Below are 17,067 nucleotides of genomic sequence, written 5' to 3'. Positions count from 1 at the left end.
GCAGCTCAGCCTGGTCGCAGCATTGCGTGGGAAATCGCAAAAATGCGCTCCGTGCCGAGCATATAGGCCATCAGCGTTTCGCGACGGAACAGCCCGGCATAGGCGCGGTCGAGCACATTGAGGGAGCCGGTATAGGCGCCAAAGGCCGGCATGATCATGCGGCCGCCGTCGCCGGCAAAGCAGCGCCGTCGCACCGAGCGGCCCTGCTGCACGATGCGGGCGCAAGGGTGCAGATGACCTGATATCTCGCCTTCCACTCTCACCGCCGAAGGCTCGTGCCGGAATACGAGAGAGCCTATGGCCAGTTCGCGCACCGTCTCACCGGGCAGGTCGGCCGGCGCATCCGGGTCATGATTGCCGGCAACCCAGAACCAGTCGCGGCCGGCCATCAGCGCTTCCAGGCGTTCGCGAAAGCTTGAATGCATGCGCGCGGCGCCGCCGCCGTCATGAAAGCTGTCGCCGAGGCTGATGACGATCGCCGGCTGATAATCGGCAATCACCGCCTGCAATCGCAGCAGCGTCGCACCGGTATCATAAGGTGGGATCAATGTACCGCGCCGTGCCAGCGACGAACCCTTTTCCAGATGCAGGTCGGACACGGTCACAAGCCGAAGCTCGGGAAAATAAAGCACGCCGCGCCGGTCGCAGATCGCACGCTCGCCGGCGATGTCGATAGGATCGGCCAGGAGCGCAGTCATGGCGAGTGCGAATGTCATTTCGTCCCCATGGCCTCCTCGACCAGCGTTGCCGCATCCATCAGCAGCGTATCATCGGCCTCGCCATGCACCGGCATCTTGCCGATCTCGAGCATGATCGGCACAGCGAGCGGCGAAATCTGCCCGAGGTGCTTATGCACGATTCGGCCCTGGATGCGCGAGAGCATCTCGGCAAGTCTGCTGACATCCAGCAGGCCTGTGGCAGCGTCGGCACGCGTCGCCTGCAGCAGGATGTGGTCGGGCTCATGGCTGCGCAGAACGTCGTAGACGAGGTCGGTCGAGACGGTGACCTGACGGCCGCTCTTCTCCTGGCCCGGATGGCGTTTTTCGATCAGTCCTGAGATGAGCGCGCAATTGCGAAAGGTACGCTTCAACAGCCAGCTGTCGGCCAGCCAGGCTTCGAGATCGTCGCCCAGCATGTCCTGGTCGAAAAGCGCGGCCAGCGACGGTTTCTTCGCCCGGAACATCCTGCCCATATCGGCCAGCGACCATATGGCAAGTGCATAGTCGGTGGCGACGAAGCCGAGCGGCCTGGCTCCCGCCCTGTCGAGGCGGCGGGTAAGCAGCATGCCAAGCGTCTGGTGCGCCAGCCTGCCCTCGAACGGGTAGGCCACCAGATAGTAGCGGTTGCCGCGCGGAAAGGTCTCGATCAGCAGGTCGTCGCGTTTCGGGAGCACCGATTTGTCGGCCTGGAAGCGCAGCCAGTCGGCGACCTGCTCCGGCAGCTTCTTCCAGCGCTGCGGGTCGTCCAGCATGATGCGGACCTGTTCGGCGAGGTAAGTCGAAAGCGGGAATTTGCCGCCGCCATAATAAGGCACCTTGGCGTCACTGCCGGGCGCATTCGACACGAAGCATTCATTCTCGCGGATGCCCTCGAAGCGCAGCACCTTGCCGGCGAACATGAAGGTATCGCCATGCGTCAGCGTTTCGAGGAACGCCTCCTCGATCTTGCCGAGAACCCGCCCACCGCGGGAGGCAGAGCCTTTGCTGCCGGCCTTGATATAACGCACGTTGAGCGCCGGCACCTCGATGATGGTGCCGACATTCAGCCGGTACTGCTGGGCGATCCGAGGATTGGACACGCGCCACAGCCCGTCCTTGTTCAGGCGGATGCGGGCGTAGCGCTCATAGTTCTTCAGCGCATATCCGCCGGTGGCGACGAAGTCGACGACACGATCGAACGTCGGCCGGTCGAGTTCGGCATAGGGCGCGGCGGTTCGCACCTCCTCGAACAGCGCATCGGCATGGAACGGCGCGCCGCAGGCGCAGCCAAGCACATGCTGCGCCAGCACATCGAGCCCGCCATTGACCAGCGGCGGCGTGTCCTGGGCGCCGAGATAATTGGCGTCGAGCGCCGCCCGGCATTCCAGCACCTCGAAGCGGTTGGCCGGAATCAGGATCGCCTTCGATGGCTCATCCATGCGGTGGTTGGCGCGGCCGATGCGCTGCGCCAGCCGGCTCGCACCCTTGGGAGCGCCGACATGCACGACCAGGTCGACATCGCCCCAGTCGATGCCGAGGTCGAGCGTCGAGGTGGCGACGATGGCGCGCAAGGCATTCTCACCCATGGCTTTTTCGACGCGCCGGCGCTGCGCGACATCGAGCGAGCCGTGGTGCAGCGCGATCGGCAAGGTGTCGTCATTGACCCGCCACAATTCCTGGAACAGCAGTTCGGCCTGGCTGCGCGTGTTGACGAACAGCAGGGTCGTCTTGTGTCGCTTGATCTCGTTGTAGATCTCCGGCGTGGCGTAGCGGGCCGAATGTCCAGCCCACGGCACGTGCTCCTCCGAATCGAGAATGGAGATCTCGGGCTTGGCGCCGCCGGTGACGACGATCAATTCGGCCATGCCGCCGGGTGGATTCTGGCTGACCAGCCAGCGCCGCAATTCGTCCGGCTCGGCGACCGTCGCCGACAGGCCGATCGTCTGCAAGCCGGGAACAAAGGATCGCAGCCGGGCCAGCCCGAGCGACAGGAGATGCCCGCGCTTCGACGTCACCAAAGAATGCAGTTCGTCGAGCACGACATAGCGCAGATCCTCGAACAAGCGCCTGGCATCGGGCGCAGCAATCAGCAGCGCCAGCTGCTCGGGCGTGGTCAGGAGGATGTCGGGCGGCGCCAGCTTCTGTCGCTGGCGCTTGTGCGCGGGCGTGTCGCCGGTGCGCGTCTCGATGGTGACAGATAGACCGATCTCTTCCACCGGCTTGCCGAGATTGCGCTCGATGTCGACGGCCAGCGCTTTCAGCGGCGAGATGTAGAGCGTGTGGATGCCGCGACGCGCCTGCCCCGGTCTTCTCCCTGGCCGCCCGGCCAGCTCGGTCAGTGAAGGCAGAAACCCGGCCAGCGTCTTGCCGGCGCCGGTCGGCGCGATCAGCAGAACCGACTGCCCGGCCTGGGCAGTCGCCAGCAATTCTATCTGATGGGCGCGCGGCGACCAGCCTCTTTGCGCGAACCATTTGAGGAATGGCTCGGGCAGGTGCACGGCGGCATTCTGTTCGGCGAGGCGTGGCTGCTCTGTCACCCGCCAGAGGTAGCGCGGCGGCGCGCAATCGCCAAGAAGAATCGGAACAAAAGGTGATCGAGCGCTTTTCCTTCCCCCCCTAAGGGGGGAAGGTGGATTGGCGCGTTAGCGCCAAGACGGATGAGGGGTGCTGGACGGAGTGCGGCAATGCCAAGCTGGAAAACCCCTCATCCGACCGAGCTTCGCTCGGCCACCTTCTCGCACAAGGGGAGAAGGACAAGCGCATACATCACGGCCGCCGGAACCCTGTCGGACCGCCGTAGAGATAGCCGATGCGGGCGACGGCTTCTCTGAACCCTTCACGCGAGACCAGCATGGTGTGGCCGTTGGCGTGGATCATCGTTTCCGGGTCGGTCATAACAGCGACATGGCCTTTCCAGAACACCAGGTCGCCGCGCCGCAACCCGGCAAAGTCCGGACCTGGGTCGAGCGGCTCGCCGATGGTCGCCGCCTGCATGTCGGAATCGCGCAGCACTTGCCTGCCGGCCATGTGCATCGCCAGTTGCACGAGGCCGGAGCAATCGATGCCGAAGCCGGAGGCGCCGCCCCACAGATAGGGCGTGCCGAGAAAAGCCTCCGCGACCGCGACATAATCTGTAGCCGTCTCTCCTAGAGGCCTGAGATGGCCTGATATGACGGCGTCGCCGGACGGCAGCAGCGCGTAATGCGTGCCGCGCGTTTCTGCCGCGCCCGCCACCGTCACCGCCGATCCCATCGACAGTTGCCCGCTGAGCGGAAGCCGCAAATCAGGTCCCGGATAGAGGAAGGTTCGCGGCACCGAGACGACATGGGTTGGCATATGGTCCCGTCCGCCCAGCACGGTGTCGGCGACATAGCCGACATAGCCGTCGCGCTCCAACTGGATCCAGGCCCAGCCCTCAACGTCTTCGAAGACGAGGACGTCGTCGCCGAACAGGGCTTGCGTGTTGACGCCGGCATCCGGCTGCGGCGCCTTGCGGATATCGGCCACTGCGGCTGAAATCCGCGCTGGCCGCCCGGCGACGAAGCGATCGGCGGCGACCTCGCCCTCCAGCCTGGCATCGGCGAGATCGGAACGGAAGGCGTGAAGGCGGGCATCCCTGGCGGTCAAATCGGCAACTCGGCGGTTCGGTCAGATGGGCAGTTCCTGGGCTCTGGCGATGATAACATCGCCGAAGCGCTCGACAAAGAGAGCACCTTCTACGGTTCGCTTGACCAGCACGTTGCGCTTGTCGAGTTCGTCGCGATGGCGCGAAACCAGCTTCATTGCGCCCATTGTGTCGAGCGCCCGGGTGATCACCGGCTTGGTGACATTGAGCCGAGCGGCGAGCCCGCGCACCGTATGCGGCGGTGGATCGAGATAGATCGTGAACAGGATCGCCGTCTGGCGCATGGTGAGGTCCGGGGCGTCGTCGCGCACCTGGTACAGCATCACCTGCTGCCACAGTCGCAAGGCCTGACTCGGGCGCATCGAAATCGACATCCGGCCAGAATGACGGCAAATTGTTTCGGTTCCGTTTCAGTCACGAGAATTTCCTGCACCGCAGCGTCAGGCGTAGCGCTTCGAGATGACCCTTTCCAGCGCTCGGATGCCTTGCGCCTCACCGCCGGCCAGACCCTGCGGACGATCGGACGGGTTCCAGGCGAAGATGTCGAAATGCGCCCAGGCGGCGGTCTTCTCGACGAAACGCTTGAGGAAAAGCGCCGCGGTAATCGAGCCGGCGAAACTGTCTGATGTGACATTGTTGATGTCGGCGATCTTCGACGACAACTTTGCGGCATAGGGTTTCCACAGCGGCATGCGCCACAGAGGATCCTCGACTGCGACGGAGGCCGCAGCGAGGTCGGAGGCCAGCGCTTCATCGCCGGTGTAGAACGGCGGCAGATCGGGACCGAGCGCGACGCGAGCAGCCCCGGTCAAGGTCGCCATGTCGATCAGCAGCTGCGGCTCGTCGTCGTCTGCCAGTGCCAAGGCGTCCGCCAGCACCAGCCGTCCTTCGGCGTCGGTGTTGCCGATCTCGACGGTGATGCCCTTGCGGCTCACCAGCACGTCGCCGGGCCGGAAGGCGTTGCCGGCAATCGAATTTTCGACCGCCGGGATCAGCACACGTAGCCGGACCTTCAGTCCGGCGGCCATGATCATCGAGGCGAGGCCCAATACGTTGGCCGCGCCGCCCATGTCCTTCTTCATCAAGAGCATGCCCGAGGACGGCTTGATGTCGAGACCACCGGTGTCGAAGCAGACGCCCTTGCCGACCAGCGTCACCTTCGGGGCGCTCTCCGGTCCCCAAATCATGTCGATCAGCCGCGGTGCACCGACGGAAGCGCGGCCGACCGCGTGGATCATCGGGAAATTCTTCTTGAGCAGGTCGTCGCCCTTGGTCACCGACACTTCGGCGTCGTACGTCCCGGCCAGCGCCCGAACTGCCTTCTCCAGCTCGTCAGGTCCCATGTCGCTGGTCGGCGTGTTGACCAGGTCGCGCGTCAGGAAAACGCCATCGACGATGCGGCGAACGTAAGCCCCTTCAGCGCCGAGCGGCAGCGAAAAACGCAGCGCCTTGCCAGGCTTTTTGCCGTAGCGGGTGAAGACATAGCCGCCGAGCGCCAATGCGATGGCCGCGATTTCCGGCTCGGCCAGTGTGGAGGCGAAATGCCAGTCGCCTTCGGGCAAGGCTCTCGCCAGCGCGCCGATGGCAAGCGCGCCTTCGCCGTCGCCCGTGCCGAACAGTGCTCCGGCAAGCGCGCCGTTTTCGCCGGGCAGGATCAGCGTCCTGCCGGCCTGACCGGAAAAGCCGTTGGCCATGGCCCAGGCGAGCGAAGACGAGGCAAGCGCCGCTGCATCCAGTCTGTTCTTCGCCACCAGATGAACCGGCAGTGTGGTCTTCAGTTTTCCCTCGATGAATTCGACTGGCATTCGATGGTCTCCGGCTTGCGAGTCGGCGCGTTTTAACTATCCGTTAGGGTTAACAGAATATTTCTGCGGGAGGGAAGATGGCCACGTAAAACCAATTTGACGAAAGGAGGTCTGGTGCAGATGCCGACCAACCGCATGACGAACGCCACGGGAAAGCGGCTGATCACCACGGCGTTCATAATAGCGCTCGCGGCCAGCGTTGCAGGCTGTGGAACCAGCAAGTTGACGACCGGCTCGGTCGGACGCCCCAGCGGCAAACCCTTGGAAACCATGTCGGCCGGCGAGTTGCACAAGGCGACGATCGCGCTGGGTCAATCCTACGCCAAGAACCCCAACGACAAGCGGATCGCGACGAATTATGCCGCGGCGCTGCAAATGGATGGCGACGCCGACCAGTCGCTCGCGGTGATGCGCAAACTGGCGATCGTCCTGCCGAAAGACCGCGACGTGCTCGCCGCCTATGGCAAGGCACTTGCCGCCAACGGGCAGTTCGAGCCGGCGCTCGACGCGGTGCGCCGCGCGCAGACACCGGAATATCCCGACTGGAAGCTGGTGTCGGCGGAAGCCGCTATTCTCGACCAGCTTGGCCAGAGAGACGAGGCGCGCCAGAATTACCGCAAAGCGCTTGACCTCAAGCCGAACGAACCTTCGATCCTTTCCAATCTCGGCATGTCCTATGTGCTGGAAGGTGATCTACGCACCGCTGAAACCTATATGCGCTCGGCCGCCCAGCAGCCGAATGCCGACAGCCGCGTCCGCCAGAACCTGGCGCTGGTCGTCGGCCTGCAGGGCCGCTTCGACGAGGCCGAGAAAATCGCCTCGCAGGAGCTCTCGCCCGAACAGGCGCAGGCGAACGTGACTTACCTTCGCCAGATGCTCGCCCAGCAGAACGCCTGGAGCCAGCTCAAGGATCAGGACAAGACAAAGCCCGCCACCAACTGACCGCGCGTCGTCCGGCGCCGAACCGGCCAGTCCTGATGCGCGCAAAATTGCGCAGCGGTTTCGCGGACATGCACTAGGTCATCGACAGATTGATTTTGACAGATCGGCGATCGGCAGCGAAGGTCGATAATTCGCGTCAGTGGCAAATCGCAAACCTTGGAGATTCGCTGAGACACCCCTCCACTTCGTCATCCTAGGGCGAAGCAAGGAGCGAAGCGACGCGGCGCAGACCCTGGGATCCATTCCGTGACATCAGCCGAACAATGCTGCGGCCCAGAACCGAACGCCTACCACCCGGTCCCGCGAAAAAGCTCGAACCATTCTGGATTGGTCTTCTCGATCAACGCGATCGTCCATTGGCGCGGCCAGCGCTTCAGCGACTTCTCGCGCTGGATGGCGTCACGAATGTCGAAATGTTCTTCGTACCAGACAGACGCTGCACGCCGTAGCGGCTGGTGAAGCGAGAACCCAGGCCGGATTTGTGCTCTGGCATGCGGCGGCCGAGATCATTGGTGACGCCGATGTAGATAGTTCCCCGCTTCTGGCTCGCGGTCATGTAGGCATCATGGTGGGGGGATAGCTGGCTCCGTTGCGGATACAAGCGCCATTCTTGGCCGCTGCATTCTTCGGCTGACGTCACGGAATGGATCCCAGGGTCTCCGCGACGTCGCTTCGCTCCTTGCTCCGCCCTAGGATGACGAAGACATGGTGGCCTATTGCATTGCCGCCTGGCTATTGGCTGCTCGATGTCGGCTGGTCGCCGAAAATGCCGCGCTCGCTCACCTGGATGCCGGCAGGGCCTAGAATGATGGCGAACAGCACCGGCAGGAAGAACAGGATCATCGGCACAGTAAGCTTCGGCGGCAAGGCCGCGGCCTTCTTCTCGGCGGCGTTCATGCGCATGTCGCGGCTTTCGCCGGCAAGCACGCGCAGCGCGTGCGCCACCGGCGTGCCGTAGCGCTCGGCCTGGACCAGCGCCTGCGACACCGACTTGACCGATTCCAGGCCGGTGCGGCTTGCAAGGTTCTCGTAAGCCTGCTTGCGTTCCTGCAAGTAGGAAAGTTCGGCATTGGTCAGGATGAACTCTTCGGCAAGCGCCACCGACTGCGCGCCGATCTCGTCGGCGACCTTACGAAACGCCGCCTCCACCGACATGCCGGATTCGACGCAGATAAGCATCAGATCGAGCGCGTCTGGCCACGCCATCTGGATCGACTGCTTGCGCTTGGTGGCGCGGTTGTTGACATAGAGCACCGGCGCGTAAAAACCCGCATAGGCGACGACGACACAGACGAACAATTTGATGACAGGCGGCTGCTCCGGCAACCCGCCGAGCACGAACAGATAGATCGCAGCCAGGGCAAAGCCGACAAAGGGCAGGATCAGACGGAAGAAGAGGAAACGCGTCAACGGATTCTGCCCGCGGAAGCCAGCCACCTTGAGTTTCTGCAAGGTGCCTTCATCGGCCAGGGCGCGCCTCAGGTCCAGCCGGTCGACAATATTGCGCATGCCGATCGACTGTTCCTCGCGCAGGCCCTTGCGGCGGCGATCGGCATCGAGGGCAAGCCGCGCACGCTGCTTGGCGCGCAGTTCGTCGCGCTCGAGCGCCACCGATTTCATGCGCGCCTTGAGTTGGTTTCCGCCAAAGGCAGGCAGCAGCGTGAACACGGTCGCAAACACCGCAATGCCGACCAGCAGGGCAATCAGAAATGCCGGATCGGTAAGGGTTTTGACGACGTTTTCAGTCATGCGCTCTCAATCCTAAACCTCGAAGTTCATCATCTTGCGCATCACCAGGATGCCGATCGACATCCAGACCGCGGAGCAGCCGAGGATCAGATTGCCGACGCTGGTGGTGAACAATGGCATGATGTAGTTCGGGCTTGTCAGGTAGACGAGAAAGGCGACGACGAAAGGCAAGGAGCCGATGATCACCGCGGAAGCCTTCGCTTCCATGGACAGCGCCTGGACCTTGGCCTTCATCTTCTTGCGGTCGCGAAGCACGCGCGAAAGATTGCCCAGAGCCTCGGAAAGATTGCCGCCGGCCTGGGACTGGATCTGGATGACGATGCCGAAGAAGCTCGCCTCGGTGCACGGCATTGTCTCGGCCATGCGCATGCTGGCGTCGGGGATCGACAGGCCCATCTGCTGCGAATCGATGATACGGCGGAACTCGGTCTTGACCGGTTCGGGGGATTCATTGGCGATCAGGCGGACGGCGTCGTTCAGCGGCAGGCCGGATTTGACCGCACGCACGATGATGTCGAGCGCGTTCGGAAATTCGTTGAGGAACGCCTTGACCCGGCGGGCGCGGCAAAACGAGACGAACCAGCGTGGCAGGCCGAGGCCACCGACCAGCAGCGCACCCGGCAAGACAAACAACGGCGCGCCGAAGAAATAGGCAAGAAACGTTAGGACGGCGCCGCAAGCCGCCGAGTAGAGGTAGAAGCGCTCTAGCGAGACCTTCATGCCCGCCTGACGGATCTGGGCCTTCAGTGGCGGCTTCTTGACGTTGCCCTGGTTGGTTTTTTGCTTCTGTTCCAGGTCCTTCAGTGAATCCTGAACCGATTTGCGCCGCTTGGCGGCTTCCGCCACGCGATCGCGCGAAGCCTTGACGACGGCACCATCCGTCTCGGCGGTCTTGATCGTTTCAAGCCGCCTGCCGACTTGCTTCTCGGCGCTGATCCGGTTGAACAGGAAAGCATAGGCGACGGCGCCGGCGCTGAAGCCGGCGAGCACGATGAATGCCAACACAGTGCCGTCAATTCCAAACATCGGCCTTGGCTCCTACGCCTCCAAATGCATCAGTCAGCGCGTTTCTCCATTGCCTCGAGCGCATTGGCGAGGCGCTGTTCCTCGCCATAGTAGCGGGCGCGCTCCCAGAAATGCGGACGACCGATGCCTGTTGAAACATGCTCGCCCAGCAGTCTGCCGTTCGCGTCCTCGCCTTTGATGTTGTAGAGAACGATGTCCTGCGTGATGATGACGTCGCCCTCCATTCCGATCACCTCGGTGATGTGGGTGATGCGCCGCGATCCGTCGCGCAGGCGTGCGGCCTGGATGATCACGTCCACGGAACCGACCACGATTTCACGCACGGTTTTCTGCGGCAGCGTGTAACCGCCCATCGCGATCATCGATTCGATACGGTTCAGGCATTCGCGCGGGCTGTTCGAGTGGATCGTGCCCATCGAGCCGTCATGGCCGGTGTTCATCGCCTGCAGAAGATCGAACACTTCTGGTCCGCGCACTTCGCCGACGATGATGCGCTCGGGCCGCATGCGCAGGCAATTCTTGACCAGATCGCGCATGGTCACCTCGCCCTCGCCCTCGAGGTTGGGCGGGCGGGTTTCCAGACGCACGACATGCGGCTGCTGCAGTTGCAGCTCGGCCGAGTCCTCGCAGGTGATGACGCGCTCATCGCGGTCGATATAGTTGGTCAGGCAATTGAGCAGCGTCGTCTTGCCCGAACCGGTACCGCCCGAAATGACGATGTTGCAGCGGACGCGGCCAATGATCTTGAGAATCTCGGCGCCGTGCGGCGAAATGGCGCCGAACTTGACCAGCTGGTCGAGTGTCAGCTTGTCCTTCTTGAACTTGCGGATGGTGAGCGCGGCGCCGTCGATGGCGAGCGGCGGCGCGATGACGTTGACGCGGGAGCCATCGGGAAGGCGCGCGTCGCAGATCGGGCTCGATTCATCGACGCGGCGGCCAACCTGGCTGACGATGCGCTGACAGATGTTGAGGAGCTGCTGGTTGTCGCGGAAACGAATGCCGGTCTGCTCGACCTTGCCGTTGACCTCGATATAGACGTCCTTGGAGCCGTTGACCATGATGTCGGCGATGTCGTCGCGGGCGAGCAACGGCTCAAGCGGGCCGTAACCGAGCACGTCATTACAGATATCCTCAAGCAGCTCTTCCTGCTCGGCGATCGACATCGCGAAATTCTTGATCGCGATGATATCGTTGACGATGTCGCGGATTTCCTCGCGTGCGCTTTCGGGATCGAGCTTGGCGAGTTGCGACAGGTCGATGGTGTCGATGAGCGCGGCAAAGACCTGGCTCTTGGTGTCATAATAGGTTTCGCTCTTTTGGCGCTGGAGCTTTTTCGGCTCCGGCGCCAATGGCGGCGCCTCGACAGCACGGCGTGCGGGCGGCGGCGCAGCAGACGCGCCAGGTGTGCCGGATGGCGGCGGCGGTGCGGGTTTCGCAAGAACTGCCGTTTCCGCAGGGTTTGCCGCCGGCGCGGCAGGCGCAGGTGCCGGCTGACGTAATTCAGGGGTGAACCGGCTGCCGTCGTCGCTGCCTCTTTTACCAAACATGATCGATTACCAATTCCGCTCCGGAAGCATCACTTCTTGCCGCGCGAGAGCTTGCCAAGGAGATTGCCGAGGCCCGCTTTCTTTCTTGCCTTGATTTCGCTGCGCCCGGTCAGCACATGCGCAATCTCGTTGATCGTGCCGACAACCGGGTTCCTGGCATCCATTTCGCCGAGCATGCGCCCGTTGTTGGCGGCGTTTCCGAACAACAGCGGCTCGAAAGCAATGACCGACATCGGCGACAGGCCGAGCGAGTCGGCGAAGTCGGATGACGAAATCTCCGGGCGCTTCGGCACGCCGGCCTGGTTGATGATCAGCTTCGGCGGCGGATCGTTCGGGCGAAGCCGTTTGAACATGTCGGCCAGATTCTTGGTGTTGCGCAGATTGGCCAGCTCCGGCGTCGCCGTGATCACGATCTCGTCGGCTTTGACCAGTATGTTCTTGGTCCAGCCTGTCCAGACGTGCGGAACATCGAGCACCAGAAGCGGCACGCTGCGCTGGGCCGTGTCGATAAGCTGCGTGAAAGCCTCTGGATCGAAATCGTAGACCCGATCGAGCGTTGAAGGCGCTGCAAGCAGCGACAGGTGCTCGGCGCACTGGGCAAGCAGCCGATCGAGATAGACCTCGTCGAGGCGCTCCGGTGAGAAAACGGCTTCGGCAATGCCTTGCGCCGGATCCTGATCGAAATTGATGTTGGCGGTTCCGAAAGCCAGGTCGAGATCGGCGACAACCACTTCGGACTTGAACAGCGACGACATCGCCCAGGCCACATTGTGGGCAATGGTCGAGGAGCCGACGCCACCCTTGGCGCCGATGAAGGCGATCGAGCGGCCGATCGGCTCGGCCTCCGGATCGACGAAAATCGTCGATATCACGCTGACGATATCGGCCATCGACACCGGCGCGATGACATATTCGGAAATGCCGGAGCGGATGAGCTCGCGATAGAGCCCGACATCATTGTAGTGGCCGATGACCACGACCTTTGAGGTCGGATCGCAATATTCGGAGAGCTGCGTGAGTTGCTCGAGCAATTGCTTCGGCTCGCTGCGCGATTCCAGCAGGATCAGATTCGGTGTCGGCGCCGATTGATAGAATTCGATGGCAGTGGCGACGCCGCCCATATGGACCTTCAGATGGGCCTTCGCCATCCGGCGATCTTCGCCGGCGCGCTCGACCGGATTGGCAACGCCCTCGGTCTCGCAAAATGCCTGGATCGAGATGCGCGGGATAGGCCGCAACGCCTGCATGGCGGCGATGTCCTGCTGCGAGGTGTCGCCGCCATCTATCCCCGTGTCGTAGGCAAGGTTGCTCATCGTCATTTCTTTCCGTGACTTGCGCGGCTCGAGCTCAATACTCAACTTCCGAATTGCCGAGGAACTCGTCCGAAATGCCTCGCTCGCGGTAGACGTCGATCACCCCGCTACGATTTTTTGCGTCGATATCGGATTGCTTGCGCGGCCCGAGCAGATCGGTCGGATTTGCGATCTGGGCGGCAAGATTGTTCTGATACGAGCAGCCGAAATCGGCATGGTGCTTGTTTTCCGAGGTCTGCAGCAGGTCTTCGGGCCAGCGTCCGCATCTGTCGGTCTGCGCCTTCACCGAAACATAGGCGACGCGGATCGGCGCGGACGCTTCAGCCGAAGCCGACTGGTAGGTGGTGATGACGATCCGGTTCCGGCTGATGCCGCTGGCAATCGCAAGCCTGGCGAAATCGCGACCGGCCGCGGTCGCGGCGATCTCGTTGGCCGAACCACTCGGGATCGAGATCGTCAGGGTCGGAGCGGCGCTCTTGTCATAGCCATCCAGGAAGCCGAGAAGCGTGTCGCGCTGCGACCCGGTCATGCCGCGATCGCCGGCGCCGACCGGAAGGTCGATCTTCTGGTTTGTCTCGGCAATGACGATCGGATGGTTGGTGCGATAGTCGTCCGGAACAGCACCGACCGTGATGCTGTCCCGGTTGGCGCAGCCCGCCAACAATGCCGCGACCGCAACCGCCAGTACCGGAAGGACCGGCCGGCAGATCCGCGAACGGGCGGACCGCATCGCCGCGGTGATCGTCCTTGCCTTCAACGCTGACTGAGACATGTCCGCTTCCCCGCTTACTTGTAGATGAAGCCGACAACGCCGTGATAACGGCCGTTGGGCTTGTCGGTCTGCATGGTGCCGTAGACGCGATTGACGCGGCCAAGGAACATGCCGGCGCCGTCGCTGGCAGCGTTGAAATTGTCGTCCGGCTTGGCAAGGGCGTTGCGCGTCACCGGCTTGACCAAATAGGGCGTGATGATGATGACCAGCTCCGTCTCGTTGCGGACGAAATCCCGGCTGCGGAACAGCGTGCCGAGCACCGGAATCTTGGTCAGCCCAGGCAGGCCGTTGACGGCCTGCCTGATGTCATCCCGTACCAGGCCGGCGATCATCATCGAGCCGCCGGAAGGAAGCTCCACCGTCGTGTCGGCCAAGCGTTTGCGGAGCGACAGGACGTTCGTGCCGGGGCTTGTTACACCCTCGGACAAGGATACCGATCCCTCCGTCGTCGGCTCGGAAACCGACGTCCTGACCTTCAGGCTGATGCGGCCGGGAGACAGCACCACCGGCTGGAATTCCAGGCCAATGCCGTATTCGATCTTCTCGACCTCATACGTCTTCACACCGGTCTGATTGTCGTCGGATACGGCTTGGGAAACGCCGGTCACCAAATTAAATTCGCCGCCGACTTTGAAAGTCGCCTTCTCGCCGGATACAGCGGTCAACGTCGGCTCGGCCAGGGTTTTCATGACGCCCGACTGCTCCATGGCGTTGATGTAAGCGTCCAGCGTCGAGGTGCCGATAGCCAGGCCAGAGTTCGACAGCGACTTGCCCAAGCCGGTGAAATTGTCGCTTAACGCGCTCCAACTGATGCCATTGCTGCTGCCGCTGCCGATCAGGTTGACGCCGAGCTGCTTCATCACCGAGCGGCTGACTTCGGCCACCGTCACTTTCAGCGTCACCTGGTCGTCGCCGATGATCTGCAGCAGGTTGACGATCTGGCTGACGCGACGCTCGGAATCCGGATTGTCGATGTCGACACCGGCTTCGGCCGAGCCGCCTGAGGCGGTCTGCGAATACTGTCCCGTGGTCGCTTCACCGCCGGACACGAAGATGGTAGCCAGCTCCTCCGCGCGCTTGGCATCCAGGGGAGTGTCCACGGTTCCGGTCAGGACGACGTTGTCATTCAGCAATTCGACCGTGATGCTCGATGACGGTATGAAGCGCCTGATATAGTCTTCCAGTCCGGCAACATCGCGTTCGACCGCCAGATCCAGGCTGGCGATCTGTTCGCCATTGGGGCCGAAGACGAAGATGTTGGTGTCGCCGACCGCCTTTCCGAACAGATAGATGCGCCTTGCGGTGCGGGTCACTGCATCGGCGACCGCCGGGTTAGCGACGAGAATGTCATAGGCATCGCTCGGCAGGTCGATGACAACGGATTTGTTGAGACCGAGCTTGACGCGCTGGGTGGCGGTCGAAGCCGACACCTCGGCGCCTGCCGCATTCGCCTCGATGGGGCCATGTGCACTCGATCCAAGGAGGAACAGGCCGATTGCCGCAGCCAGTGTGACCGGAGCGTTTAACCTCATTGCCTTGCTCCCACTTCGGACACTTCGCCCGACTTGATCAGGCGCACTGTTCCGCGCCGGCCATTGCCGGAAACGAGATAGTCGGCCTCACCCAGGTTCTTCTCCTGGGTGTCGGTGATCGACCGCAGCGCCAACGTCAGCCGATCCGCCATCTGCTGGGCGACGGTGATGATTTCCGCCTGCTGCGGTGTCAGTTCCAGGGTGGCGGTCTGGCCGACCCTGGTGCGCTTGCCTTCCTCGTCCTCCTGGATGGTCTGGTCGATTGCCAGGACGCGAATGTTCTTGAGGATGGTCTCGGTCGTAAAGCCGCTGCCGCCGCCTGCCGCGTCGGCTCTGCGGGTCATGATGACATCGACGAAATCGTTGGGAAGAATGAAGCCGCCGGCCGACGTGTCGGCCGATACGGCTGTGGCTACGGCCCGCATGCCGGAGGGCAGGATCGACGACATGAAGCTCTGTCCCTCGCCGATCAGCTTGGAGCGCCGCAGCGGCTCACCGGCATACATCGCCACACGGGCGACGCCGCCTTTCAGCTTCTCCAACGCATCGGGCTCCGCGGCGCGGGTGATGAAATTCGCGTTGATGCCGTTGGCCGGCCAGGACTGCCAGCTGATGTTGTTGTCGAGCGGACTGCCCATCGGAACGTCGCCGGAAAGGACAAGCACGTCCTGCAGCGCGATTGCCGGCGCCTCGGGGCCGGAATCGACGATCTGAGGCGGCGGCACCGCCACCATGTTTTTTGCGACATATCCTGCGCCACCCGCCGCGGCGACCGCCACGCCTAGAATGATCAGTCGGGATGCTGGCATCTGTCCGAACCTCGCCTTGGCAAAACCACGTGGCCAAGCCGGACCTTGCAGCGGCAATCGTCAAAACAAGGTTAATTTAATACTTACGATCGTGATTAATTTAAGGTTTACATAAATTTGAGGTATCTGGTCCGGACCGCAAAAAAGGCGGCCAAAGCCGCCTGTTTCGACGCCAGATCGAATGTGGAAGGCTGGCCTGACGACAAGAAGAATTAGGCCGCCAGCCTGGCAAGTGCCCACGCCATCAACGGCGAACCCGGAAAGGTGAGCAGGCCGCCAATGCCAAGCGCGATGCCGTAGGGAACGCCTGATGTCTCGTCGGCGAAATGGCGTAAAAACCGGCTATGGCTTGTAACGGCCGCAAGCGGCGATTTTCGATAGACCAGGATGGCGAGCGTCAGCAGGCCACCGATGAATGTCGAGGTCACGAGATATTCGACGAGATGGATGTTCAGCCCCATCCAGACAGCGCTGGCGGCCAGCAGCTTGGCGTCGCCGCCTCCCATGCCGCCGAGCGCGAACAGCCCAAAGGTCACGGCGAGAACCAGGCCGCCGGCGGCAAAATGCCAGCCATAGGTTGCCCAGTCCATGCCGGTCAGCGGCGCGACCAGGGCGAAAACGGCCACAAGCAGCACCGGCACGCGATTGGCGATCGTCATCGACAGCATGTCGGAGATCGCGGCGAAAAGCATGCAGAACGGAAAGACAACGAAGATCAGGGCTTCAAGCATGGGCGTGGCGCCTGTGGTCGAACTGTGCCCGGTCTTAGCCTAGGCATGTTCGATTAACGATTGATGAGGCCGAAATTCAAATCGTCCGATAGGATCAGATAAGGGCCGCCAGTGCGGCGGCCCTCATCTGGAAAACAACTGAACCTCGTTGTCTATTACGGGTTAGCGGCGGGGGGGGCGGCCGGCGGGGCGCCGGCGCCATCGAGCGTATCGGCAATATCGCTGAACTTCTCGTCCAGCGCGGTGCCGAGCTGGCCGGCACCGACCATGATGGCGAGCGCGATGAGAGCGGCGATAAGACCGTATTCGATGGCGGTCGCGCCGGATTCGTCCTTCACAAAACGTGCAATGAGATTAGACATTCGAGAGCTCCTACTCCAGGTGTTACAGCAATTCCGTCAACTTCTCTGTTGGCTGATCGGATACTGCCAATCTATGGAGAAGCTCTTTCGATCGGCTTAATAAACAGCCTTACCGATTCCTTTCCGGCTTCGATGACATTGCGTGGTTAACCGTAG

The 17,067-nt window shown here is 62.5% G+C and carries 15 protein-coding genes and 1 pseudogene; 1 reads left to right on the top strand and 15 read right to left on the bottom strand.

What is annotated here, in order from left to right:
• Window positions 1–5 precede the first annotated feature (5 nt).
• From pdeM to NMG70_RS10600, 5 genes are all read right to left on the bottom strand, one after another.
• On the bottom strand, window positions 6–716 hold the full coding sequence (pdeM, locus tag NMG70_RS10620; RefSeq protein WP_254024429.1) for a ligase-associated DNA damage response endonuclease PdeM: 711 nt from the start codon (window positions 714–716) through the stop codon (window positions 6–8).
• Window positions 713–3,235, bottom strand: a complete 2,523-nt coding sequence (locus NMG70_RS10615; protein WP_254024428.1) for a ligase-associated DNA damage response DEXH box helicase — start codon at window positions 3,233–3,235, stop codon at window positions 713–715. Before NMG70_RS10615 ends, pdeM begins: the two co-directional genes overlap by 4 nt.
• A 229-nt stretch (window positions 3,236–3,464) precedes the next feature.
• Window positions 3,465–4,325: a C40 family peptidase gene (locus NMG70_RS10610; protein WP_254024427.1), complete on the bottom strand. Its 861-nt coding sequence runs from the start codon at window positions 4,323–4,325 to the stop codon at window positions 3,465–3,467.
• Window positions 4,326–4,346: 21 nt separating this feature from the next.
• Window positions 4,347–4,697: a MarR family winged helix-turn-helix transcriptional regulator gene (locus NMG70_RS10605; RefSeq protein WP_023802155.1), complete on the bottom strand. Its 351-nt coding sequence runs from the start codon at window positions 4,695–4,697 to the stop codon at window positions 4,347–4,349.
• A 66-nt stretch (window positions 4,698–4,763) separates the two neighbouring features.
• Entirely contained in the window at window positions 4,764–6,128 is a 1,365-nt protein-coding gene (locus NMG70_RS10600) for a leucyl aminopeptidase family protein (protein WP_254024426.1), read from the bottom strand.
• Window positions 6,129–6,248: 120 nt separating this feature from the next.
• On the opposite strand from NMG70_RS10600, the gene NMG70_RS10595 reads away from it, so the two are divergent.
• A complete protein-coding gene (locus NMG70_RS10595; protein WP_254024530.1) occupies window positions 6,249–7,070 on the top strand; it encodes a tetratricopeptide repeat protein in 822 nt (273 codons plus the stop codon).
• 287 nt (window positions 7,071–7,357) lie between these two features.
• On the opposite strand, the pseudogene NMG70_RS10590 reads toward NMG70_RS10595, so the two are convergent.
• The 10 genes and pseudogenes from NMG70_RS10590 to NMG70_RS10545 form a co-directional block, all read right to left on the bottom strand.
• Window positions 7,358–7,626 (bottom strand): annotated as a pseudogene (locus NMG70_RS10590) (GIY-YIG nuclease family protein).
• A 176-nt stretch (window positions 7,627–7,802) separates the two neighbouring features.
• The gene (locus tag NMG70_RS10585) at window positions 7,803–8,819 is read right to left on the bottom strand and encodes a type II secretion system F family protein (RefSeq protein ID WP_254024425.1); all 1,017 of its coding nucleotides are present in this window, start codon (window positions 8,817–8,819) and stop codon (window positions 7,803–7,805) included.
• A 12-nt stretch (window positions 8,820–8,831) separates the two neighbouring features.
• Window positions 8,832–9,845 (bottom strand): type II secretion system F family protein, encoded by a 1,014-nt coding sequence (locus NMG70_RS10580; RefSeq protein WP_254024424.1) that lies wholly within the window; start codon window positions 9,843–9,845, stop codon window positions 8,832–8,834.
• Window positions 9,846–9,874: 29 nt separating this feature from the next.
• A complete protein-coding gene (locus NMG70_RS10575) occupies window positions 9,875–11,392 on the bottom strand; it encodes a TadA family conjugal transfer-associated ATPase (protein WP_254024423.1) in 1,518 nt (505 codons plus the stop codon).
• Window positions 11,393–11,421: 29 nt separating this feature from the next.
• Window positions 11,422–12,705, bottom strand: coding sequence for a CpaE/TadZ family protein (locus tag NMG70_RS10570; RefSeq protein ID WP_254024422.1), 1,284 nt, complete (start codon window positions 12,703–12,705; stop codon window positions 11,422–11,424).
• Window positions 12,706–12,739: 34 nt separating this feature from the next.
• Window positions 12,740–13,477 carry a CpaD family pilus assembly protein gene (locus NMG70_RS10565; protein ID WP_254024421.1) on the bottom strand — a complete coding sequence of 246 codons (738 nt, stop codon included), beginning with the start codon at window positions 13,475–13,477 and terminating at the stop codon, window positions 12,740–12,742.
• Window positions 13,478–13,491: 14 nt separating this feature from the next.
• A complete protein-coding gene (locus NMG70_RS10560; RefSeq protein WP_254024420.1) occupies window positions 13,492–15,009 on the bottom strand; it encodes a type II and III secretion system protein family protein in 1,518 nt (505 codons plus the stop codon).
• On the bottom strand, window positions 15,006–15,818 hold the full coding sequence (gene cpaB / locus NMG70_RS10555) for a Flp pilus assembly protein CpaB (protein WP_254024419.1): 813 nt from the start codon (window positions 15,816–15,818) through the stop codon (window positions 15,006–15,008). Before cpaB ends, NMG70_RS10560 begins: the two co-directional genes overlap by 4 nt.
• Window positions 15,819–16,030: 212 nt before the next feature.
• Window positions 16,031–16,549: an A24 family peptidase gene (locus NMG70_RS10550; protein WP_254024418.1), complete on the bottom strand. Its 519-nt coding sequence runs from the start codon at window positions 16,547–16,549 to the stop codon at window positions 16,031–16,033.
• A gap of 155 nt (window positions 16,550–16,704) precedes the next feature.
• A complete protein-coding gene (locus NMG70_RS10545; RefSeq protein WP_254024417.1) occupies window positions 16,705–16,911 on the bottom strand; it encodes a Flp family type IVb pilin in 207 nt (68 codons plus the stop codon).
• Window positions 16,912–17,067: the final 156 nt, after the last annotated feature.

The sequence above is a fragment of the Mesorhizobium ventifaucium genome (assembly GCF_935822925.1).
Lineage (GTDB): Bacteria > Pseudomonadota > Alphaproteobacteria > Rhizobiales > Rhizobiaceae > Mesorhizobium > Mesorhizobium ventifaucium.
The sequence above is the reverse complement of the archived record's forward strand: the minus strand, read 5'-3'. Positions and strand labels throughout refer to the sequence as shown.